16 protein-coding genes are annotated in these 17,880 nt (G+C 75.0%); 8 read left to right on the forward strand and 8 right to left on the reverse strand.

Features of this window, described 5'->3' with window-relative positions; genetic code table 11:
• Positions 1-222: 222 nt before the first annotated feature.
• The 3 genes from ACSHWO_RS36350 to ACSHWO_RS36360 form a co-directional block, all read right to left on the reverse strand.
• On the reverse strand, positions 223-564 hold the full coding sequence (locus ACSHWO_RS36350; protein ID WP_361094508.1) for a hypothetical protein: 342 nt from the start codon (positions 562-564) through the stop codon (positions 223-225).
• A 158-nt stretch (positions 565-722) separates the two neighbouring features.
• Positions 723-1,064 (reverse strand): hypothetical protein, encoded by a 342-nt coding sequence (locus ACSHWO_RS36355; protein WP_385835736.1) that lies wholly within the window; start codon positions 1,062-1,064, stop codon positions 723-725.
• 182 nt (positions 1,065-1,246) lie between these two features.
• Complete coding sequence (locus tag ACSHWO_RS36360) at positions 1,247-1,822, reverse strand: hypothetical protein (RefSeq protein WP_438319570.1); 576 nt, start codon at positions 1,820-1,822, stop codon at positions 1,247-1,249.
• Positions 1,823-1,974: 152 nt separating this feature from the next.
• Here ACSHWO_RS36360 and ACSHWO_RS36365 point away from each other — a divergent pair, with 152 nt between their 5' ends.
• From ACSHWO_RS36365 to ACSHWO_RS36380, 4 genes are all read left to right on the forward strand, one after another.
• Complete coding sequence (locus ACSHWO_RS36365) at positions 1,975-3,285, forward strand: amidase (protein WP_438319571.1); 1,311 nt, start codon at positions 1,975-1,977, stop codon at positions 3,283-3,285.
• A gap of 497 nt (positions 3,286-3,782) precedes the next feature.
• Positions 3,783-4,919 (forward strand): UDP-N-acetylglucosamine--N-acetylmuramyl-(pentapeptide) pyrophosphoryl-undecaprenol N-acetylglucosamine transferase, encoded by a 1,137-nt coding sequence (locus tag ACSHWO_RS36370; RefSeq protein WP_438319572.1) that lies wholly within the window; start codon positions 3,783-3,785, stop codon positions 4,917-4,919.
• Positions 4,920-5,145: 226 nt separating this feature from the next.
• Complete coding sequence (locus ACSHWO_RS36375; protein ID WP_438319573.1) at positions 5,146-6,171, forward strand: sensor histidine kinase; 1,026 nt, start codon at positions 5,146-5,148, stop codon at positions 6,169-6,171.
• 10 nt (positions 6,172-6,181) lie between these two features.
• The gene (locus ACSHWO_RS36380; RefSeq protein ID WP_361094491.1) at positions 6,182-6,823 is read left to right on the forward strand and encodes a response regulator transcription factor; all 642 of its coding nucleotides are present in this window, start codon (positions 6,182-6,184) and stop codon (positions 6,821-6,823) included.
• A 54-nt stretch (positions 6,824-6,877) separates the two neighbouring features.
• Here the strand turns inward: ACSHWO_RS36380 and ACSHWO_RS36385 are convergent, their stop codons facing one another.
• The 4 genes from ACSHWO_RS36385 to ACSHWO_RS36400 all read right to left on the reverse strand — a co-directional run bounded on the left by ACSHWO_RS36385 (position 6,878) and on the right by ACSHWO_RS36400 (position 9,718).
• A complete protein-coding gene (locus ACSHWO_RS36385) occupies positions 6,878-7,480 on the reverse strand; it encodes an NUDIX domain-containing protein (RefSeq protein WP_438319574.1) in 603 nt (200 codons plus the stop codon).
• 48 nt (positions 7,481-7,528) lie between these two features.
• A complete protein-coding gene (locus ACSHWO_RS36390; protein WP_438319575.1) occupies positions 7,529-8,566 on the reverse strand; it encodes a D-alanine--D-alanine ligase family protein in 1,038 nt (345 codons plus the stop codon).
• 118 nt (positions 8,567-8,684) lie between these two features.
• Positions 8,685-9,530 carry a hypothetical protein gene (locus ACSHWO_RS36395; RefSeq protein WP_438319576.1) on the reverse strand — a complete coding sequence of 282 codons (846 nt, stop codon included), beginning with the start codon at positions 9,528-9,530 and terminating at the stop codon, positions 8,685-8,687.
• A gap of 47 nt (positions 9,531-9,577) precedes the next feature.
• Positions 9,578-9,718: a hypothetical protein gene (locus tag ACSHWO_RS36400; protein WP_438319577.1), complete on the reverse strand. Its 141-nt coding sequence runs from the start codon at positions 9,716-9,718 to the stop codon at positions 9,578-9,580.
• Positions 9,719-9,885: 167 nt separating this feature from the next.
• On the opposite strand from ACSHWO_RS36400, the gene ACSHWO_RS36405 reads away from it, so the two are divergent.
• Entirely contained in the window at positions 9,886-12,135 is a 2,250-nt protein-coding gene (locus ACSHWO_RS36405) for a PIG-L family deacetylase (protein ID WP_438319578.1), read from the forward strand.
• Positions 12,136-12,360: 225 nt separating this feature from the next.
• Positions 12,361-12,882: a hypothetical protein gene (locus tag ACSHWO_RS36410; protein WP_438319579.1), complete on the forward strand. Its 522-nt coding sequence runs from the start codon at positions 12,361-12,363 to the stop codon at positions 12,880-12,882.
• Between the two features lie 180 nt (positions 12,883-13,062).
• Here ACSHWO_RS36410 and ACSHWO_RS36415 read toward each other — a convergent pair whose 3' ends face one another.
• Entirely contained in the window at positions 13,063-14,559 is a 1,497-nt protein-coding gene (locus tag ACSHWO_RS36415; RefSeq protein ID WP_438319580.1) for a hypothetical protein, read from the reverse strand.
• 233 nt (positions 14,560-14,792) lie between these two features.
• On the opposite strand from ACSHWO_RS36415, the gene ACSHWO_RS36420 reads away from it, so the two are divergent.
• Together ACSHWO_RS36420 and ACSHWO_RS36425 are read left to right on the forward strand one after the other, a co-directional pair.
• Positions 14,793-16,436: a DUF6056 family protein gene (locus tag ACSHWO_RS36420; protein WP_438319581.1), complete on the forward strand. Its 1,644-nt coding sequence runs from the start codon at positions 14,793-14,795 to the stop codon at positions 16,434-16,436.
• Positions 16,437-16,640: 204 nt separating this feature from the next.
• Positions 16,641-17,840 (forward strand): acyltransferase family protein, encoded by a 1,200-nt coding sequence (locus ACSHWO_RS36425; RefSeq protein ID WP_438319582.1) that lies wholly within the window; start codon positions 16,641-16,643, stop codon positions 17,838-17,840.
• The last annotated feature ends 40 nt before the right edge of the window (positions 17,841-17,880 follow it).

Here is a 17,880-nt window from a genome sequence, read left to right on the forward strand (position 1 = left end):
GGCCGACCTGACGGGCGCGCCGCCGCCGGTGCCCCGACGCCCCGGGACGGGCTCCGGCGGCAGCTCTGGGCGGGCGATTGGCCGGAACCGGTCGGTGGAAGGGGTGGCCTTCGCAATTCGCTTGCGGGGGTGCGGCGGGGGCGGCTTCCGTGCGCGCTGCGGCCGGTTTGGGGCCTGGGGTTCGGGTGGGGCGGGAGGGGGCGCCTCGTTACGCCCCGGCCCTCAGTCGAGCGGCTGCTCGACCACGCTGGTGCCGCTGCCCTCCTGGGACTCCCAGGTCCATGTCTCCTCCAGGCGCAGGCGGCCGTCGGGGAGCTCGGTCACGAGCGAGGTGCAGCGCCCGGACGCGGTGGTGCCGTCGAGGCGGAGCTGGACGTAGCGGAAGTCGATGCTGTCGCCCGCCCGGGTCCCGACCAGGTGCCCCCGGACCACGTCCCCGCCCGCGTACTCGGCCCAGACCCGCCCGTCCTGCTCGTGGTAGTCGAACCGGGTCTGCCGGCCGACCTGGCCCGGCGCCTGATCGGCCACGGGGACGAAGACGAGGCCGTCGAGCGAACGCGTCATGCGTGACTCCTGGAAGTGAAGTGAAGTGAAGTGAGGCGTGGGTGGGGTGAAGGCTTCGGTTTATGGATTGTGCATGACAGGCTGGATGCCGCGGTGTGCCGGCCTCGCTGCGGAGCGGAGGACCGGGCACCTGCCCCCCGCCGCCCTCCCGTCGCCGCTCACGAGTCGAAGGGCGTGTCGCTCCACCGGAACCACGCCTCACCGCCCTGGATGTGCAGCAAGAACTCGGCGACCGGCCCGGCGGGGGAGACGAGGCTGAGGCTACGCGTCATCGACGCGTACACCTCGTCGAACCGTTCGAAGTCCTCGTCCTCCAGCGCTGCGTGGGCCTCGTCGAACCACGGTCTGAACTCGGCGAACGCCCGCTGCGGGGTGAAGCGTCCGCGCAGCCACGGGAAGTCGGACTCCGTGATCTCGATCTCGCCCAGCAGCTCCCGCTCGCCCTGGTCCTGATGCGGCTGCTGCCGCTCCAGCCGCCACACTTCGCCTCGGAATCCCATTCCGCCCCGTCCTCGTCCCTCTCCGGAGCCTCTCCTCGCATGGGCCCCGGCCGCTCTGTCCGCAGACTAGAGCGAGTTCGTAAACGAATGCTGACCGAGGAGGGTGCGCCCGCCCGGCAGGGGCGGGCGCACGGCGCCGCCCGTGCGGTGCCCGCCGGGTCGGGGCGCGGGCCGGTTCCGGCTCAGGCGGAGTGCACGATGATCTGGGAGATGACCCACAGCGCCCAGGCCAGCGGGATGAGCGCCACGTAGGCGAGCGGCCGCCGGAGCACCTGCGGGCCCGTGTCGAGGTGCGTGCGGCCCGGGGCGGGCGTCGACGGCGGGAGCTTGCTGTACTTCAGGTAGACGAACAGGTTCCACACGAGGGTGAACGGGTTGAAGAGGACCAGGGAGAGCGGGCCCCACCAGCCCAGGCACAGCGCCCTGGTGGTCATCTGCCGGACGACGGCTATGCCGCAGGCCCGGCAGAACGGTCCGTCCAGGTGCTCGAACCGCATGAGGACGAGCACGCCCACATGGGCCCGGACCTTGTGGTTCGCCGCCGCCCGGCCGCCGCAGGCACGACACGCGGGCGGCACATGGCCCATGGGGAGCGGGCCGACGTGACCGCCGGGGGCGGTCGCGGGGGCGGGGGCCTGGGCGTAGCTCCCCGGTGCCGGTGCCGGTGCCGGCACCGGGGCGGGGGTATAGCCTGCGGGTGTGCTGTAGGGGTTGCCCGGCACGGGCCCGTGGCCGGTCGGCTGGTGCGGTGTTGCCATGAACGGATCTCCAGACTGCAATGCGTGCTCACCCCAACCGCGAACGGCCGGGTGCCCCACTGGACGGGAAGGTCACATCACCGGACGAGCGCACCGACCACGGCGGCTGAGAGTACGTCAGCCGAGACGGCCCGAACGGCACCCCCGGTTCCATGACCTGCACATTCACTGCCGCTGCGCCGCCGGTCGGCGGGCCCACCACCACTTCGACAGCGGGAGGCGCCGTGAGCACCCCGGAGCACTTCGCATCACCTGCCCCCGGCGCCGCCGCCGACGACTACGCCGCCCTCTCCGCCTGCGAGATCGCCGCAGCGGTCAACGCGGGCCGGCTGTCGGCGCGCGAGCTGACGGCGGCAGCCCTGGAGCGGATCGCCCGCGTCGACGTCGAGCTGAGGGCCTTCACCGCGCTGTGGCCGCAAAAGGCCCTCGCGGAGGCCGAGCTGATCGACCGTCGGATCCGTGAGGAGGGCGGCGCCCGGCTGCCGCTCGCCGGGGTGCCACTGGCGGTGAAGGGAACCGAGGGGCTGGCGGCACTCCAGACGAAACGGCTGGTGGCCGCGGGCTGCGTCCCCGTCGGTGCCACGTCCACCCCCGGCCCCGGGACCCGCTGGCAGACCTGGGGTGCCACCGCCCGCGGCGTGACCCTCAACCCCCTCGGAAAGCAGTGGAGTCCGGGCGGGTCGAGCGCGGGCTCGGCCGTGGCCGTCGCCGCGGGGATGGTGCCGCTGGCCACCGGCAGCGACGGAGCCGGATCCGTACGCATCCCGGCGGCCTGGTGCGGGGTCATCGGGCTCAAGCCGACCAACGGACTGGTGCCCGCGCGGGACCGGGCCGGCCTGAACGTCGCCGGGCCCCTCGCCCGCTGTGCCCGGGACGCCGCCGCGTACCTGGACGCCCTCGCCGGCACCCCCGGACCGCGCCCCTGCGCCCCCGCGCGACCGCTACGCGCGGCCTGGTCGTCGACGCTCGGCTTCGCCGCGACGGATCCTGCCGTCGCGGACACGGCGTACGCACGCCTCGAAGCGCTGCGCCGGGCAGGGGCCGTCGACACCGTGGACGTTCCGGTGCGCCTTCCCGATCCCGCCCGGTGCTGGGAGGTCCTGCGCAGCCGGCCGGACTCCGCGACCGGCGCCGCGGAACGCGCCGCCGCATCAGCCGCCGCCGCACGTACCAGGGCCGCCCTCGACGGCGCCCTCGACACCGTCTTCGCCGAGGTGGACCTCCTGGTCTCGCCGACGACCCCCCACGCCCCGCACGGCCACGACGGGCCCGGCGACACCCTGAGCGTGGCGCTGACCTGGGCGTTCAACATCAGCGGCCACCCGGCCATCAGCCTCCCGGCCGGCCGCACCCCCGCAGGGGAGCCCGTCGGACTGCACCTGGTCGCCCGCCACGGCCGGGAGGCCGACCTGCTCGCCGTCGCCGCAGCGGCCGAAGCGGAAGCCGCCGCGGAACACCCGTAGACCACCTACGAACTGCCCGCCGTCGAACTGCCCGCCGTCGGTGGCGGCAGAGACGCCGGTGCCGTCGGGGCTCGGTGACGCACACGGTGCCGCGGCCGTCGACGAGCGCGCAGGCCCGGGCGTCGCCGGGGGAGAGCGCCGGGACCAATCTTGGTGGGGGCGCGTCGTGCCCGCACTGCTGGCGGTACTCCTGGGCGGCGCCCTGCTCAGGGTGACCACGACCCGGTCCCCGGCGGTGGTTCCGCTCGTCTTGGCCCAGGCGGCCCGGCAGCGGGCGCGGGCGGCGGCGCGACCCCGGTCACCGGCCCGGCGTACCGGGCACCGGCCCATGCCACCGCGGCTCCCAGGAGTCTGGAGCAGGCCCACTGGCCGAAGAACCTGACCCGCCAGGTCCGCTGACGCCCGCGGCAGGTGGCGCCGGGGCGCGGCGGGTTCGTGGTGGGGGTTAGGGTTGCCGCGTGAATGCTCCTTTGCTCCCTCGGTCCTTCCGGTTGCTCGTGACGGGAGGAGGTACCGGCGGTCACACCTATCCCGCCCTGACGGCGATCCGTACGTTGCAGGGCCGGCTCGCGGCCGCTGGCGGAACCCTCGACGTGCTGTGGATCGGCGCCGCCGACGGCCTCGAAGCGCGGATCGCGCCCGCCGAGGGCATTCCGTTCAAGACGGTCGCCACCGGCAAGATCCGGCGGGCCGCGAACCCGCTGAAGATGCTCTCCGCGGCGAACATGAAGGACATGGCGCGGGTTCCGCTCGGCGTCGCCCAGGCCCGGTCCATCGTCTCGGAGTTCCAGCCCGACGTCGTCCTCGCCACGGGCGGGTACGTGGCCGTCCCGGCCGGTCTGGCGGCCCGCCTGTGTCGGCGTCCGCTCGTGCTGCACGAGCAGACCGTCCGCCTGGGCCTGGCCAACCGCAAGCTGGCGGGCTCGGCCACCCGGATCGCGCTGTCCTCCGAGTCCTCGCTCGAACTCCTCGCGCCCGAACTCCGCGGCCACGCGGTCGTCACCGGCAACCCGATCCGGCCCGAGGTGCTGACCGGCCACGGCGACAAGGCCGTCCACGCGCTGAACCTCGCCGGCTTCGACCGCCGCCTGCCGACCGTGTACGTCACCGGCGGCGCGCAGGGCGCCCAGCAGATCAACGGGATCGTCCGGGACGTGCTCCCGTGGCTGCTCAGCCACGCCAACGTGATCCACCAGTGCGGGCCGGCGAACGTCGACGAACTCCGCGCGGCGGCCGCGACCCTGGACCCGGTCCTGGCCGGCCGGTACCACCTGACCGGCTTCGTCGGGCCGGAGCTGCCCGACGTACTGGCGCTCGCCGACATCGTGATCTCCCGGTCCGGTGCGGGGACGCTGGCCGAGCTCACGGCGCTGGGCAAGCCGGCCGTGTTCGTGCCGCTCGCCACCTCGGCCGGCAACGAGCAGGTCCACAACGCCCGGCACCTCGCCGACGCGGGGGCCGCCGTCGCGCTGGTCGGCGAAGTCACCGGACAGGTCCTCCAGACCGCCGTCGGCCCGCTGCTCACCGACCCCGCCCGGCGGGCCGCGATGGCGGAGCGCGCCAGGGCCTACGGGCGCCCGGACGCCGCGGACCGGCTCGTGGACGTACTCCTGTCGGCCGCCGCGAGCAGCTGACCTGCGCTCGGCTCCGCTCCGCTCCGCTCCGCGCCCGTACGGGCGGGGCGGGCGCGTGCGGGCGCGGGCGGGGGACCGTGAGGTTCCCCGCCCCGCCCGTCTCCCCTCATCTCATCCCCTCGCTTCCCCCTCGGTTCCCCTTCCCCCGCCACCCGTCCGGCCGGGCGACACACCCCTGCCGAACGGCGGATGCCGTGGACCGTACGGACGTCCATAGGGTCGGCCCATGACCCTGCCTCCGCGATCCCTCTACGCCCCGGCGCTCGTCGGCGCCGCCTTGGCGTCCACGGCCGCCTCGCTCGCCCGGGTCCCCGCCCTGTGGTCGCTCGCCGGGCTCGTCGTGATCCTGCCGCTGATCGGGCTGGTCGCGCGGTGGTCGCCCGTACGGTCGGGGAGCCTCGCGGCCGCCCTCGGGATCGTCGCGGCGGGGCTGTGGCCGGCACCGCTGGTGCGCGACGACGGGGCGTCGTGGCTGGAGGCCTTCGGGGCGGCGGCCTTCTGGGCGCTACCCGGCCTGGCCGCGGCCGCCGTCGGCGCCCACCTGCGGCGGAACGCCTCCCGCACACGCCGGGCCGTCCGGGACGCCCAGCGCGACCAGCAGCTGGAACTGGCCCGTGACCTCCACGACTTCGTCGCGCACGACGTCAGTGCCATGGTCGTCCAGGCCCAGGCCGCGCGGTTCGTCGCCGACACCGATCCGCAGCAGGCCGTTCGTGCCCTGGAGCGCATCGAGGCGGCGGGGCTGAGTGCGCTCGCCTCGCTGGACCGGACCGTCCACGCCCTGCGGGAAGCGGGCGGCGGCCCTGCACCGGCGCCCGCCCCCGGCCTTGCCGAACTGGAGTGGCTCGTCGGCCGGTTCGAGGGCCGGACGGTCGCCCTGGAGGCCGAGCAGGAGGCGCTGGCCGGCCTCTCGCGGGAGGCGGACACCGCCGCGTACCGGGTGGCCGTGGAAGCGCTGACGAACGTACGGCGGCACGCGCCCGGCGCCGACACCGTACGCGTGACCGTACGCCGCAGCCGGCAAGCGGACCGCATCGAACTGGCCGTCACCAACTCCCCGCCCCCGGCCACCCCCCGCACGTCCTTCTCCCGGCGCCGATCCGCGGGGGACGGCGGCGGCACGGGGCTCGCGGGGCTGCGGGAGCGGGTGGAGGCGGCGGGAGGCACGTTCGCCGCCGGGCCGACCGGTGCCGCCACCGGCGGCTGGCGGGTTTCGGCGGTTTTCCCCGCGCGCGCCACCTCCCCGGGGTGATCATGGTGCGGTGACCACGAGCATCCTCATAGCCGACGACCAAGAGGACGTCCGCAGCGGATTCCGCCTGATCCTCGACTCCCAGCCGGACATGACGGTGGTGGGGGAGGCCGCCGACGGCCACCGCGCGGTCGCCCTCGCGCGGGAACTGCGCCCGGACGTCGTGCTCACCGACATCCGCATGCCCCGCCTGGACGGCCTGGAGGTGACCCGGCTGCTCGCCCGGCAGACCCGGGTCGTGGTCGTGACCACCTTCGACCTGGACGAGTACGTGCACACGGCGCTGCGGGCCGGAGCCTGCGGATTCCTGCTGAAACGATCCGGCCCCGCCCTGCTGATCGAGGGGGTCCGGGCGGCGATGGCCGGCGACACCCTGATCAGCCCGCAGATCACGGTGCGGCTGCTCAGCAGCCTGTCACAGCCGGGGGCGAAGCCGCCCTCGACGGCGGCGCGGCTGCTGACGGGCCGGGAGCTGGAGATCGTACGGCTGGTGGCCCGGGGGCACACCAACGCGGAGATAGGGGCGGAGCTGTTCATCAGCGCGGGCACGGCGAAGACGCACCTCGCGAACGTGCAGGCCAAGCTCGGGGCCCGGAACCGCGTCGGCATCGCAGCCTGGGCCTGGGAACACGGCGTCGTCGGACCGGAGTAGCGGCGGGCGGGGCCGTCCGGCGGGTACGCGGCCGCCCGACCACCACACCGGCCGTCAACCCGACGCGGCCCGGTCCCGACCCGAGGCGAGCAGGGCCGCGTGCCGGCGCATCCGGTCCCGGTCGCCGCGGAAGCAGCTGTCCCAGTCCCAGGCCCCGGCCCCGTCTCGGTCCGCGCCCCCGTGCCCGTCGCCGCCGTCCAGGCTCCGCCACGCCGCGGGCTGCCCGGACTCCGCGTCGAGCGGCTGCTCGGCGTCGGCGACGGCGACGTAGGACAGCCCGAACGTCGCCCCAGCACCGGGCCGGTAGGAGCGTACGGTCGCCAGAGCCGGCGCCCGGAACAGCTCCGCCCGGAGCCCGGTCTCCTCGAGCAACTCCCGCGCCGCTGCCTGCCGGGGAGTCTCACCCGGCTCCACGCGCCCGCCGGGCGGGACCAGCCCGCGCCACCGGTGCCGTACCAGCAGGACCCGGGACAGGGTCCGGTCGAACACCCACACCTCGGCCGCGAGCGGCCCCTCCAGCTGCGGCCCGGCCGCCGCCAGCCACCGGCGCGCGTCGTCGAGCTCGACGACTGCCGAGCGCGCGTCTGCCAGAGCCGCGTCGAAGACACGCTGCCCGATACCGCCACCGATACCGATCCTGATTCCGTTCCCGGTCATCCGGTCACCGTACGAAACCGAACCGGCATCGCCGCGGCGCCGGCCGGGTCAGTGCGCGGCGAGGGTCACGATGCGCTCGATCAGGTCGGCGTACGTCCATCCGGCCCCGGAGGCCGCGAGTGGCAGCAGGCTCGTCCCGGTCAGTCCGGGGAGCGCGTTGACCTCCAGGCACATGGGTTCGCCCGCGGCGTCGCACCGGAAGTCGGTGCGGGAGTAGGCGTGGGCGCCGAAGCCGAGGGCTTCGTGCGCGCGCCGGGCCAGCTCCTGGAGCCGGGACGCGAACTCCGCCGGGATCCGGGCCGGACACACCTCGCTGACCGCGCCCGGCTGGTACTTGGCCGCGTAGTCGAACAGCGGCGTACTCAGCTCGATCTCGACCACCGGGAGCACGTGGTCGCCCACCACGCCCACGGTGAACTCCCGGCCCGGCAGGAACGGTTCCACCAGGAGCTCACCGTCACCGGCCCGCATCCCCGCGGCGAGTTGCTCCAGCTCCGCGAGGGTGTCGGCCCGGTGCACCGACACGCTCGACCCGTCCGCGACGGGCTTGGCCACCACCGGCCCGGCGGCCAGCAGCCGCTGCACGTCCTGCGGGACCTCGTCGGTGCCGGGCTGCCACAGCGCGCGCTCGGTCACGGGCACCCCCGCGACGGCCAGCACCGCCTGCGCCCGCTCCTTGTGCCAGGCCGCCGTGCAGGCCGTACTGCTCGCGCCGGTGAAGCGGATGCCCGCCTCCCGCAACCGGCCCTGCACCCATCCGTCCTCGCCCCGGCCGCCGTGCAGGGCCACGAAGACGAGGTCGGCCCCGCGCAGCAGCCCCAGAACCGGCCCGCCCGCCAGGGCGGCGTCCATGCGCTGCTGCAGCAGCCGCCGGCCCAGGCCGGACGGCGGCTCCTTGCCGACGGTGAACCCGGCCACCACATCACCCGGGCGCAGGGGCCCGGCCAGAACCGGCGCCTCGGCGGCCGGATCGACCAGCACCACCTCGTGGCCCCGCTCCAGCAACGCCCGGGCGACCGAGCCGCCCGAGGCCAGGGAGACCTCTCGCTCCGGGCTCTCTCCACCACACAAGATCACGATTCGCATGCCGGGATTCTGTCCCCTCCCCCGCCCCCGCCCCCGCCGACAGGCCGAAACCGGCCGACCGCCGACGCCGGCGGCCCGCGCACGCCGGCGGCCCCGCGCACGCAGGCGGATCAGTGCGTCAGCCCGTCCTGTCCTTCTCGACCGCCTCGGAGACGTCCGCGACCTCGTCCGCCGGGGGAGCGGCGATGTCCGCGGCCGCGCCGAAGGACAGGAAGTCCATCGTCATGTGGGTGGTGCCACCGTTCTGGGCGAGCCGGGCCGGCATGCCCTTGTCGTCCACCCACACGTCGACGACGACCTCGCTGCTGGTCGCGCCCAGGGCCTTCCACGTCTCCGTGGTGCCCTCGTCCAGCTTCTCCAGCGGGACGGTCGCCTTGTAGTGGACGGCGGACCTGCCGTTCACGTCCTCGGTGCCGACCTTCTCGACCCCCTTCGACCACTTGAGGGCCTTCAGCCCGGAGGTCGGGTCGGCGGCCGGCCCGTTGAGCTGCGCCGCGCCCGCCTCACCGATCAGGGCCGAGGCCTCGACCTTCAGCCAGCGCCTGCCCTTGAACTCGCCGGACGGCAGCGGGTCGACCTCGTAGTAGTACGAGCCCTGCACCAGCCGCATGGTGACGGTGCCGTCCTTGACCAGCTCCTGCATCTGCGCCTGCGCGGCCGGTATCTCGGCCTGCATGGCGTACCCGTTGCCCCACGAGTAGGTGCCCGTCATGTCCACCGGCCGGCCACCCGTGTCCGGGGAGGCCACCCGCATCCTGACCTCGGCCGATCCCGCCTTCGTCGCGGAGTCCGAGGCGCTGTTGAGCGCGGCGGCCATCGACTCGACCGAGTCGGCGGCCCTCTTGACCGTCCCGGCGGTCTCCGCCGCCTTCGGCGCCGCGAGGGAGCACCCCGTCACTCCCGTCGTTCCCACGCCCGCGAACGCCAGTGCCACGGCAGCGCGGACGGCATGTCCTGTCTTCAAAGTCCCACCCCTGTTCCTGCGGACAGCGGGTCAATCTATCGACCACCTCACAGGGGTTTGTCATGGCCCCGATAGATTCCGCCCCGTTCCGCCGATGTGATGTGCGCCATCCCGTCGGCGTCCGTCGTGCCGGTGGCGAGCATCACATTCCACCGTGCGAATTCCGGCAAATCGGACAACTCGGTCATATAGCCCATTCAATCTAGTTTTCGGCATATACCACTTGATGGTGTGTCAGTCGAAATCGCGCGGGGCATAATCGGGCCCGGTCGTCTCCGGCAGTGGTGGAACCATCGGGGCACCGGCCGCCCCCTCGGCGGAGTTCCGCACCGGACCGATCCTCAAGGCGTTGTTCATGCCCCTCGTCACCCGCACCCGCCTCGCGGGCCTCCTCGCCGCGCTCTCCGTCGGCGTCGCCGGCGTGACGACCTGGGCCTACGGGTACGGCTACGGTGCCGACGGCCAGGAGTCGTCCGTCCCCCAGGCGGTCGCCCGCCCAAGTGTGACCGAGGGCACAGTCCTTCACGTCGTCGCCCATCCCGACGACGACCTGTTCTTCATGAACCCCGACCTGAGCCGCTCCATAGCGGCGGGCGTCAAGGTCACCACCGTCTACCTGACCTCCGGCGAGTCCGACGGCCGCAACGAGGCCCACAGCCCGCACCTGAACGACCCCGAGCTCCCCGCCGACCGCGCCGCCTACGCCGAAGCCCGCCAGAACGGCATACGCGCCGCCTACGCGCAGATGGCCACCGGCGACCGCACCAGCCCCTGGGAGCGCAGCTCCGTCCCCACCGCCGGCGGCGGGAGCGCGGAGGTCGACGTCCTCGTCGCCCACCCCGAGGTCAACCTGGTGTGGATGCAGCTGCGCGAGGCCCGCAGCATCTCCGGCGACAACCCGGACAGCCTCCGCGGCCTGTGGGACGACCGCGTCCCCGCCCTGGGTGCCCAGCTGACGTCCGGGACGCCGGTCCAGCCCTCGTTCTCGTACACCAAGGACCAGGCGATAGACGCCATCGCGGGCGTCTTCGCGCGGTACAGGCCGACGACGATACGGACACAGGACCCGACACCCGGCCGCTCGGCCGGCGGCGGCGCCTTCCTCGACCACCAGGACCACATGTACGGCGCCCGCTTCGTGCAGGCCGCCGCCGAGCGCTACGCGAAGTCCGGGGACCGGCCGCACTTCTCCCTCCAGAACTACGTGGGCTACCCCAACACCGCCCTGCCCCCCACGCTCGACCCGCAGACGGCCGAGGAGAAGCTCGGCTACCTCAAGACCTACGCCTGGATGGACCACGAGGACTGGTGCGGCAGCCCGGCCGGCTGCGGCGACCGCAAGACCGCGACCCGGCCCACCGGCGCAGGCTGGAACCAGACCCTCCGCTACGCCCGCGGCGACGGCACCTCCTGGATGGCCGAGGGGCGCGCCGGGCGGCTCTGGGCCTTCGCCGTCCTCGACGGGCAGATGGCGTACTGGTCGCGCAACGGCGCCCAGGCCCCCTGGCAGGGCCCCCGCTTCCTCCCCGGCACCGGCATCGACACCGGCGCGACCGCGGCCCGCCTCCCCGACGGGCGGATCGCGGTGTTCGGCACCCGCACCACCCTGGGCGCGGCGCACGAGGCGTACGCCCGCGAGGTCGTGTACGCCGTCCAGGCCGCGCCGGACGGAGCCTTCGGCCCGTGGCAGTCGCTGGGCACACCCGACGTCTCGGACATATCCGCGACCTCGGCGATCAGTGCACCGGCCGTCTCCGTGGACGGAACGGGCCGCATGACGGTGTACGTACGCGACTCCCGGCGCACCCTGCGCGCCCGTACCCAGCCGACCCCGGACGGTGACTTCGGCGCCTGGCAGAACCTGGGCGGCAGCGGCCTGCTGGGCGACCCGGTCACCGCGACCGACGGATCCGGGCGGCGGCACGTGTACGCGGCGACCGCCGGGACCGTGCTGGCCTGGGTCCAGCCGGCCCGGACCCCGGACACCCCGTACAGCGGCCCCCTCCCGACCGGGCTGCCGGCGACCACCGGCCCGCTCTCGGTCAGCCCGCAGGAGGACGGCGGCATCCGCCTGTACTTCCGCCGCCCCGGCACCGGCGCGGTCGGCACGGGCCTGGCCGTCGCGGGCACGGGCACGGGCACGGGCACGGGCGAGGGCGAGGGCGAGGGGCAGGGTGAGGGCACGCGCGAGGGTGAGGGCGCGGCCGCCGGCACCCCGGCGCAGGCGGAGTCCTCCCCGGTCACCGAGGCGGGCGGCGACGGCGGCTACGGCGCCGTCAGCGTCGCCGGCCACCTGCTCGCGGGGCGCGCGGGCGCGGGCACGGTCAGCGTGTCCGGCACGGACGGCCCGCCGTCCTGGCACGAGTCCCAGATGCTCTACACGGGCGCCCCGGCGGCCGTGGCCCAGCCGGACGGCAGCGCCGTCGCGGCGGCGGTCGGCCTCGACGCCGGCCTGCACATCATGGCGGCCGCCCCCGCGGCCGAGTCCGCGCCGCCCGGCAGCGGCGCTCCCGCCCCGTGGCACCGGGCGGTCCAGCCCTGGATGGCCGCGCTGGCCGGACGCCCGGGCTCGGGGCCGGGCACGGGTGCGGCGCCGCTGCCATAGGGCGCGTCGGACGGACCGGTGCCTTCCGGTGGCAGCGCCGATCGGCGGGGGCGAGGATGGCCGCCAGACCCCGTCGCCGCGGGCGGGTCGCCGAGAGGGGCGCGGCCCGGACGGCGGTCGGTTGCGGCGTACGCAACCCGCGCGTGTGCCCGTGCGTGACGTACGTGATGTGCACACGGCGTACATGACGTCCTGAGGCTCCTGACCGACTGCGATTGGGGCTCCATGACCCCCTGCTTCCCCCGCTCCGCTGCGCACGGGCGCACGGCGGCCCCGGGCGGGACGCTGCGCACCGCGGCCTCCCTGGCATCCCTCGCCTCCGTCACCGTCCTGGCGGCCTTCGCCACCGGGTGCAGGAACGACACGGCGCCGGCCTGGGGCTACCCGGACCTCAAGGCCACCCTGGGCTCGCTCTCCCGCGCCCTCGACCAGGGCTGCGCCGAGGCGGCCCCCGAGCGCTGCTCGGACGACCTCGACCGGCTCGGCGCGCTGGCGGACCGCGCCTTCGGCCTGGCCCTGGAGCACGGCCTCCTCGACGCCGCATACGTCGACGCCGTGCACGACCTGGACCGGGCCAGGGAACTCCGGATCGCCGCCGCCGCGGACGCCCGGGCCCGACGCGACCCGCGGTACGCGCCGTTCCGGCAGGCGGTGGCCGCCGAGAGGCTCGCGTACCGGCGCCTCCTGGCCACGCTGGAGAGCGTCCGCACCGCTCCGCCGCCGGGCGACGGGACAGCGCCCTTCTGAGCCCCCCGAGCCCCCGAGCCCCTGAGCCCCTGAGCCCGCTGAGCCTCCCGGGCCTCCTGGGCCCGTTCGGTCGGGCAGCCCCGGCCCCCCCGCTGAGGTGCGCGGCCCCGTGGGCCTGTGGGGGCCTACGGGCCAGGTGGCCGGGTGGCCAGGCGGCCTGTCAGCCCTTCGGCCCCGGGCCTACGGCCGCAGCGGCGGGGTGGGAAGCGCCTTCCCGTCGAGCGCCACCAGGGACAGGACGGTGATCGCGCCCGTCCACGCGAGCGGGGCGACCGACGCGGGCCGCCCCTCCCGGTCCACCTTCTCCGGCAGCTCGCCGAGCGGGTTGCGCTTGGACAGGACCCAGGCCAGCACCCGCTCGGCCTTGGCCGGCTGCCCCGTACCGGCCCAGGCGAGCGCGAAGAAGGCCGTACTGGGCGTCCAGGCGTTCCCGCCCCACGGCGCGGTCGGGTCGTTCCCGGGGGTCAGTCCCCCGTTCGGCAGGAGCAGCGCCCGGTACGTGGAGTCGAGCGCCCGCGGCAGGTCGGCCGGGGCCGCGTTGAACGGGGGCGCCATGAAGGCCACCGCGCTGTCGCGACCGTGCCGTCCGTCGACGGTGCGCTGGTACCCCAGGGGCGCGAACCGCGCCGCGATCCCGGTGGAGAGCCGTCCCGCCGCGCGGGCCCAGCGCGCCGCGTCGCCCGGCCGGTCCGCCTCCCGGGCGAGGTCCGCGGAGGCGTTGAGCCCGGCGAGGAGGGGCGCGGCCGTGCCGATGTTCGACGTGGTCGTCATCAGCTCCCAGTAGTCCGGGGACGCGGGCGGCAGCCCGTCCGCCCGCAGGGACGCCGCCGCACGGTCGGCCGCCTTGCGGATCATCGGGTAGAGGGTCGCCAGCCGGGCGCGGCGGGTGTCCCGCGGGGCCGCCTGGTACCACTGCCAGGCGGCCCAGGGCACCCAGCCGTTGGCGTCCAGCTGCCACCGCCTGCCGTCCGGCGGGCCGGAGCCGTCGAGCTTCGTACGCGCCTCCCAGGTGCCGTCCCCGCGCTGGGTCGCGGCGCTGTAGCGCAGGATCCGGAACGCCTCGGCGTCGTGGCCGGTGTGCGCGAACGCGGCCGAGGCGAAGCCCGCGTCACGCGGCCAGGAGTACTTCCAGCCGTCGGTCCAGCCCGCCGCCACGGCGCCGTTCGGCCGGAGCAGGGCCCGCATGGACAGCAGGGCCCGTTCGGCCGCCGCGCGCTGCACCGGTGTCCTGCCCGGGACCCGGCCCGCGGCCAGCCAGGCCCGGCTCTGCGCGATCTGTCGCAGCGCCGCCGGGTCGTCGCGGGGAACCACGGCCGACGCCGTCCTGCCCGCGGGGAGATACGCCCACCAGCCGGACGGCAGCTGCAGTACGTTGCTCTGCCCGACGTACCGCGCGCCCCCTGCCATGGCCGGCGGGACGCCGACCGCGGCGGTCGTGTGGGCGAGGAGCCCCACGGTCGGGGCGGCCGACACCGACAGCGGCGCGTAGCTGCCGACGGCGTCGCCGTGGCCGCCCCCGTGCCCGCCGGGTCCGACGAGGAACCCGGGCCGCGGCGCCGTCGGCTCGGGCCGCCCGGCGTGCTGCCCCGCAGTACACACGGGAAGGGCGACGCCGGACAGGCACACGCCGAGGACCACCCACCGGAAGAGCCGGGCACCTGGCCGCACACGGGGCATCGCCACTCCTTCCGCCGGGCCGTCGGGCCTCTCCCTCATCGTGGGAGACCCGTACGCGGGCCGCTACGCCGTACCCGCCGCCCGGGTGAGCAGCCGCTCCGGCAGGCGGCGCCACTCCTAACCCGTCCCGACCGCCCGGGATGCCGCGGCACGCGAACCGTGCACAGGATGGGTGCCCGACGGCAGCCCCGGCGCTGCCGCGCCAGGGGACGCGCAAGGGCAAAGGGTGGTGAATGGGCACCGCTTCGATGACGGGCACAGGCAAGGGCGAGGGCGAGGGCGAAGGCGAGGGCACCGGCACGGGTACGGGTACGGGTACGGCTGCGCGTACGGGTGTCGGCGTCGGTCGGCATTCCGCCGATGCGGGCCGGGCGACGACCGGCCGCCGCCCCTTCCCGCGCGGGCCCGTCCTGCCGGTGGTCTGCGCGACCGTCGTCGCGGCGGCCGGGGCGCTGATCGCAGTCGGGTGCTTCCTCGGGCTCTACGTACGGCCCACGTCCGACGACTGGTGCGCCGCCTGGAAGGCCCGCGACCTGGGGGTGCTCGGCATCACCTCCGACTTCTACACGACCCAGAACGGCAGGGTCACCAACGCCTTCCTCAGCGGTCTCGTCTACACCGGCGGACTCACCGGCACCAAGATCCTCCCGACCGTCCTGGCGGTCGCCTTCACGGCGGGCCTGGTCCTCCTCGGACGGGAGTTCGTCCGCCAGCTCGGCGGAATACCCCGGGTGCTGCCCCTGATCGCCTGCGCCCTGGTCGTCCAGGCGCTGCTCTACTACGCCGGCACCCGCAGCTACCAGGTCCTGCTGTGGGCCCCAGCCACGATCTCCCACACCCTCCCGAGCGTCATCGGCGTGTGGGCGTTGCTGCTGGCCGTCCGGACCGTCCGGCACCGCAGCACCGCCGTCCGCGCGGCCGGCTTCGCCGCGGCGTTCCTGCTCGGCTTCGCGATCGGCACCCTGAGCGAGCCGTTCGCCCTCGTCAGCGGCCTGCTCGCCGCCGCGGTCGGCCTGCTGGTGCTGCTGCGCCCCGGACCCCCGGCGCGCATCCGCCGCCGCCCCCTCGTCTGGTGCCTGCTGTGGTGCGCCGGCCTCGCCTGCGGTCTCGTCGCGCTCTACACCTCGCCGGGCGCCCGGTGGCGCCGCGCCCAGCAGCCGGAGCGGGCTTCGATGCTGTCCTCGGACGAGCTCAGGGCCGCCTTCGAGGACTGGCTCCACATGTGGGGCACGGTCACCGGCCAGTGGGCCTACCTCGGCGCCGCCGCCGTCGGCGTCCTCCTGGGCCTCGGCAGCCGGATCGGGGGCCGGCACTTCGCGCCCGGGACGCGGCGGCTGCCGCTCACCGTGCTGCTGCTCCCCGTGCCCGTGGTGCTGCTGGGGTCGTTCGCGGTGGTGGTGGGCCTGCGCAGCGGCTACGGGCCGAGCGGATGGACGTACGCCCGTACCTGGACGAGCTTCCTCGTACCCATGGAACTGGCCCTCTGCGGCTACGGCGCCCTCCTCGGAGCCGCAGCCGCAGCCGCAGCCGGGGCCGGGGCCGCCGGCCGTCGGGCAGCCCGCGGCGGACGCACGCCGCCCACCGCCACGGCCGTCACCGTCACCGTGGCGGCGGGCTGCCTGGTCCTCGCCTCGACGGCCGTGCTCGTCCCGAACGTCCAGCAGCTCACCACCGCCACGGTCACCCGCGCCGCGGCCTGGGACGCCCAGAACGCCCGCATCCGCGCCGAGGCCGCGCGCGGCGCCACCGACATCGGCTACACGCCCCTGCACATCGGAAACCTCGCCGAACCCTTCTTCACGCGCGACTACGACCGGGACTGGGTCGCCGCCTGCGCATCCCGCTGGTACGGCATCCCCCGCATCCACCCCCGCTGACGGCCCGGCCGCACACCACGGACGAACAGGGGCGTGTCCAGGATCACGCGGGAGGAATGCCGGGTTCTGGTCACTGACCGAGGATGCGGCCTTAGTTTGATGTTCAAGCCGGGGCGTGCTGCACGCGGCCTCGCTGTGATCGCGGGGCGCCACAACCCCGAACGTAGGGGTGTCGCGGGGCGCCCCACGGCTTCCAGAGGTTCCATGTCCGACAGGCTCGTCCGTGCCCAAGACCGTGTCCCGGCTCCCGCCGGGGCGCCGCAACCGGCCCCCGACCCGTTGCGCAGCCGCCGGCGGATCGTGTGGCCGACGCGCGGCGGGGCCGTGGCGCCCGGGCGCGCGCCCCGACTGGCGGTACTGGACGCCCTGCGGCTGTTCGCGGCGCTGTCGGTGGTCCTGTTCCACTACCTGGCCGGCTCCGGGACGATCCCCTGGCAGCGGACGGCGGTCGAACTGTTCCCCACGCTGCACCGGGTCGCCGAGTTCGGCTGGCTGGGCGTGGCCTTCTTCTTCATGATCAGCGGATTCGTCATCTGCCTGTCCGGCTGGGGCAAGTCGCTCCAGCAGTTCTGGAAGGGCCGGATCCTGCGACTGTTCCCGCTCTACTGGGCTGCGGTCGTGCTCGCCTCGGCGGCGGCCCGACTGGGCCCGCGGACACCGGGCGAGCCGAGGGTCACGGTCGGCCAGATGCTGACCAACCTGACGATGCTGCAGTCGCCCCTGGGCGTACCGAGCGTCGACAACGTGTACTGGACCCTCTGGGTCGAGCTCTGCTTCTACCTGGTCTTCTCGCTGGTCGTCCTGGTGGGCGCCACCCACCGCCGGGTCGCGAACTTCTGCTGGCTGTGGGCACTGGGCTCGGTCCTGGCCCCGGCGTCGGGCATCGCGCTGCTGGACCAGCTCCTGCAGCCCCGGTGGGCGCCCTTCTTCATCGCCGGGACCGCCTTCTACCTGGTCCGCCGGGCGGGCCGGTTCGAGGGGGAGACCCTCGGCATCCTCGCGCTGTCCTGGCTGCTGATGCAGCACCGTCTCCCGGCGATCATGGAGGGTGAGGGGCACGGCATCAACTGGAAGGTCTGCCTGGCCGCGATCTCCGCGATGTACCTGCTGATGGGCCTGATCGCGCTCGGGAAGCTGGACGGGATCCAGTGGCGCTGGCTGCCCGTCGCGGGCGCGATCTCGTACCCGCTCTACCTCGTGCACCAGTCGCTGGGCGTGCGGGTGATCTGGCGGTGGAACGAGCAGTGGGGCGCCTGGCCGACCCTGCTCGGGGTGATCGCGGGCGCGGTACTGACCGCCTGGCTGCTGCACCGCCTGGTGGAGCGGCCCCTCACCCGGCTGCTGCGCCGCCTGATGGACGTACAGGGCGAACGGCCGCAGGAGCGGACGGCCGTCGGGCGATGAGGGCGCTCCGCGCCGCCCCGCCCGCCAGCGGCCGGGGCCA

Source organism: Streptomyces pallidus (ex Mingjun et al. 2026), from assembly GCF_051550185.1.
GTDB lineage: Bacteria > Actinomycetota > Actinomycetes > Streptomycetales > Streptomycetaceae > Streptomyces.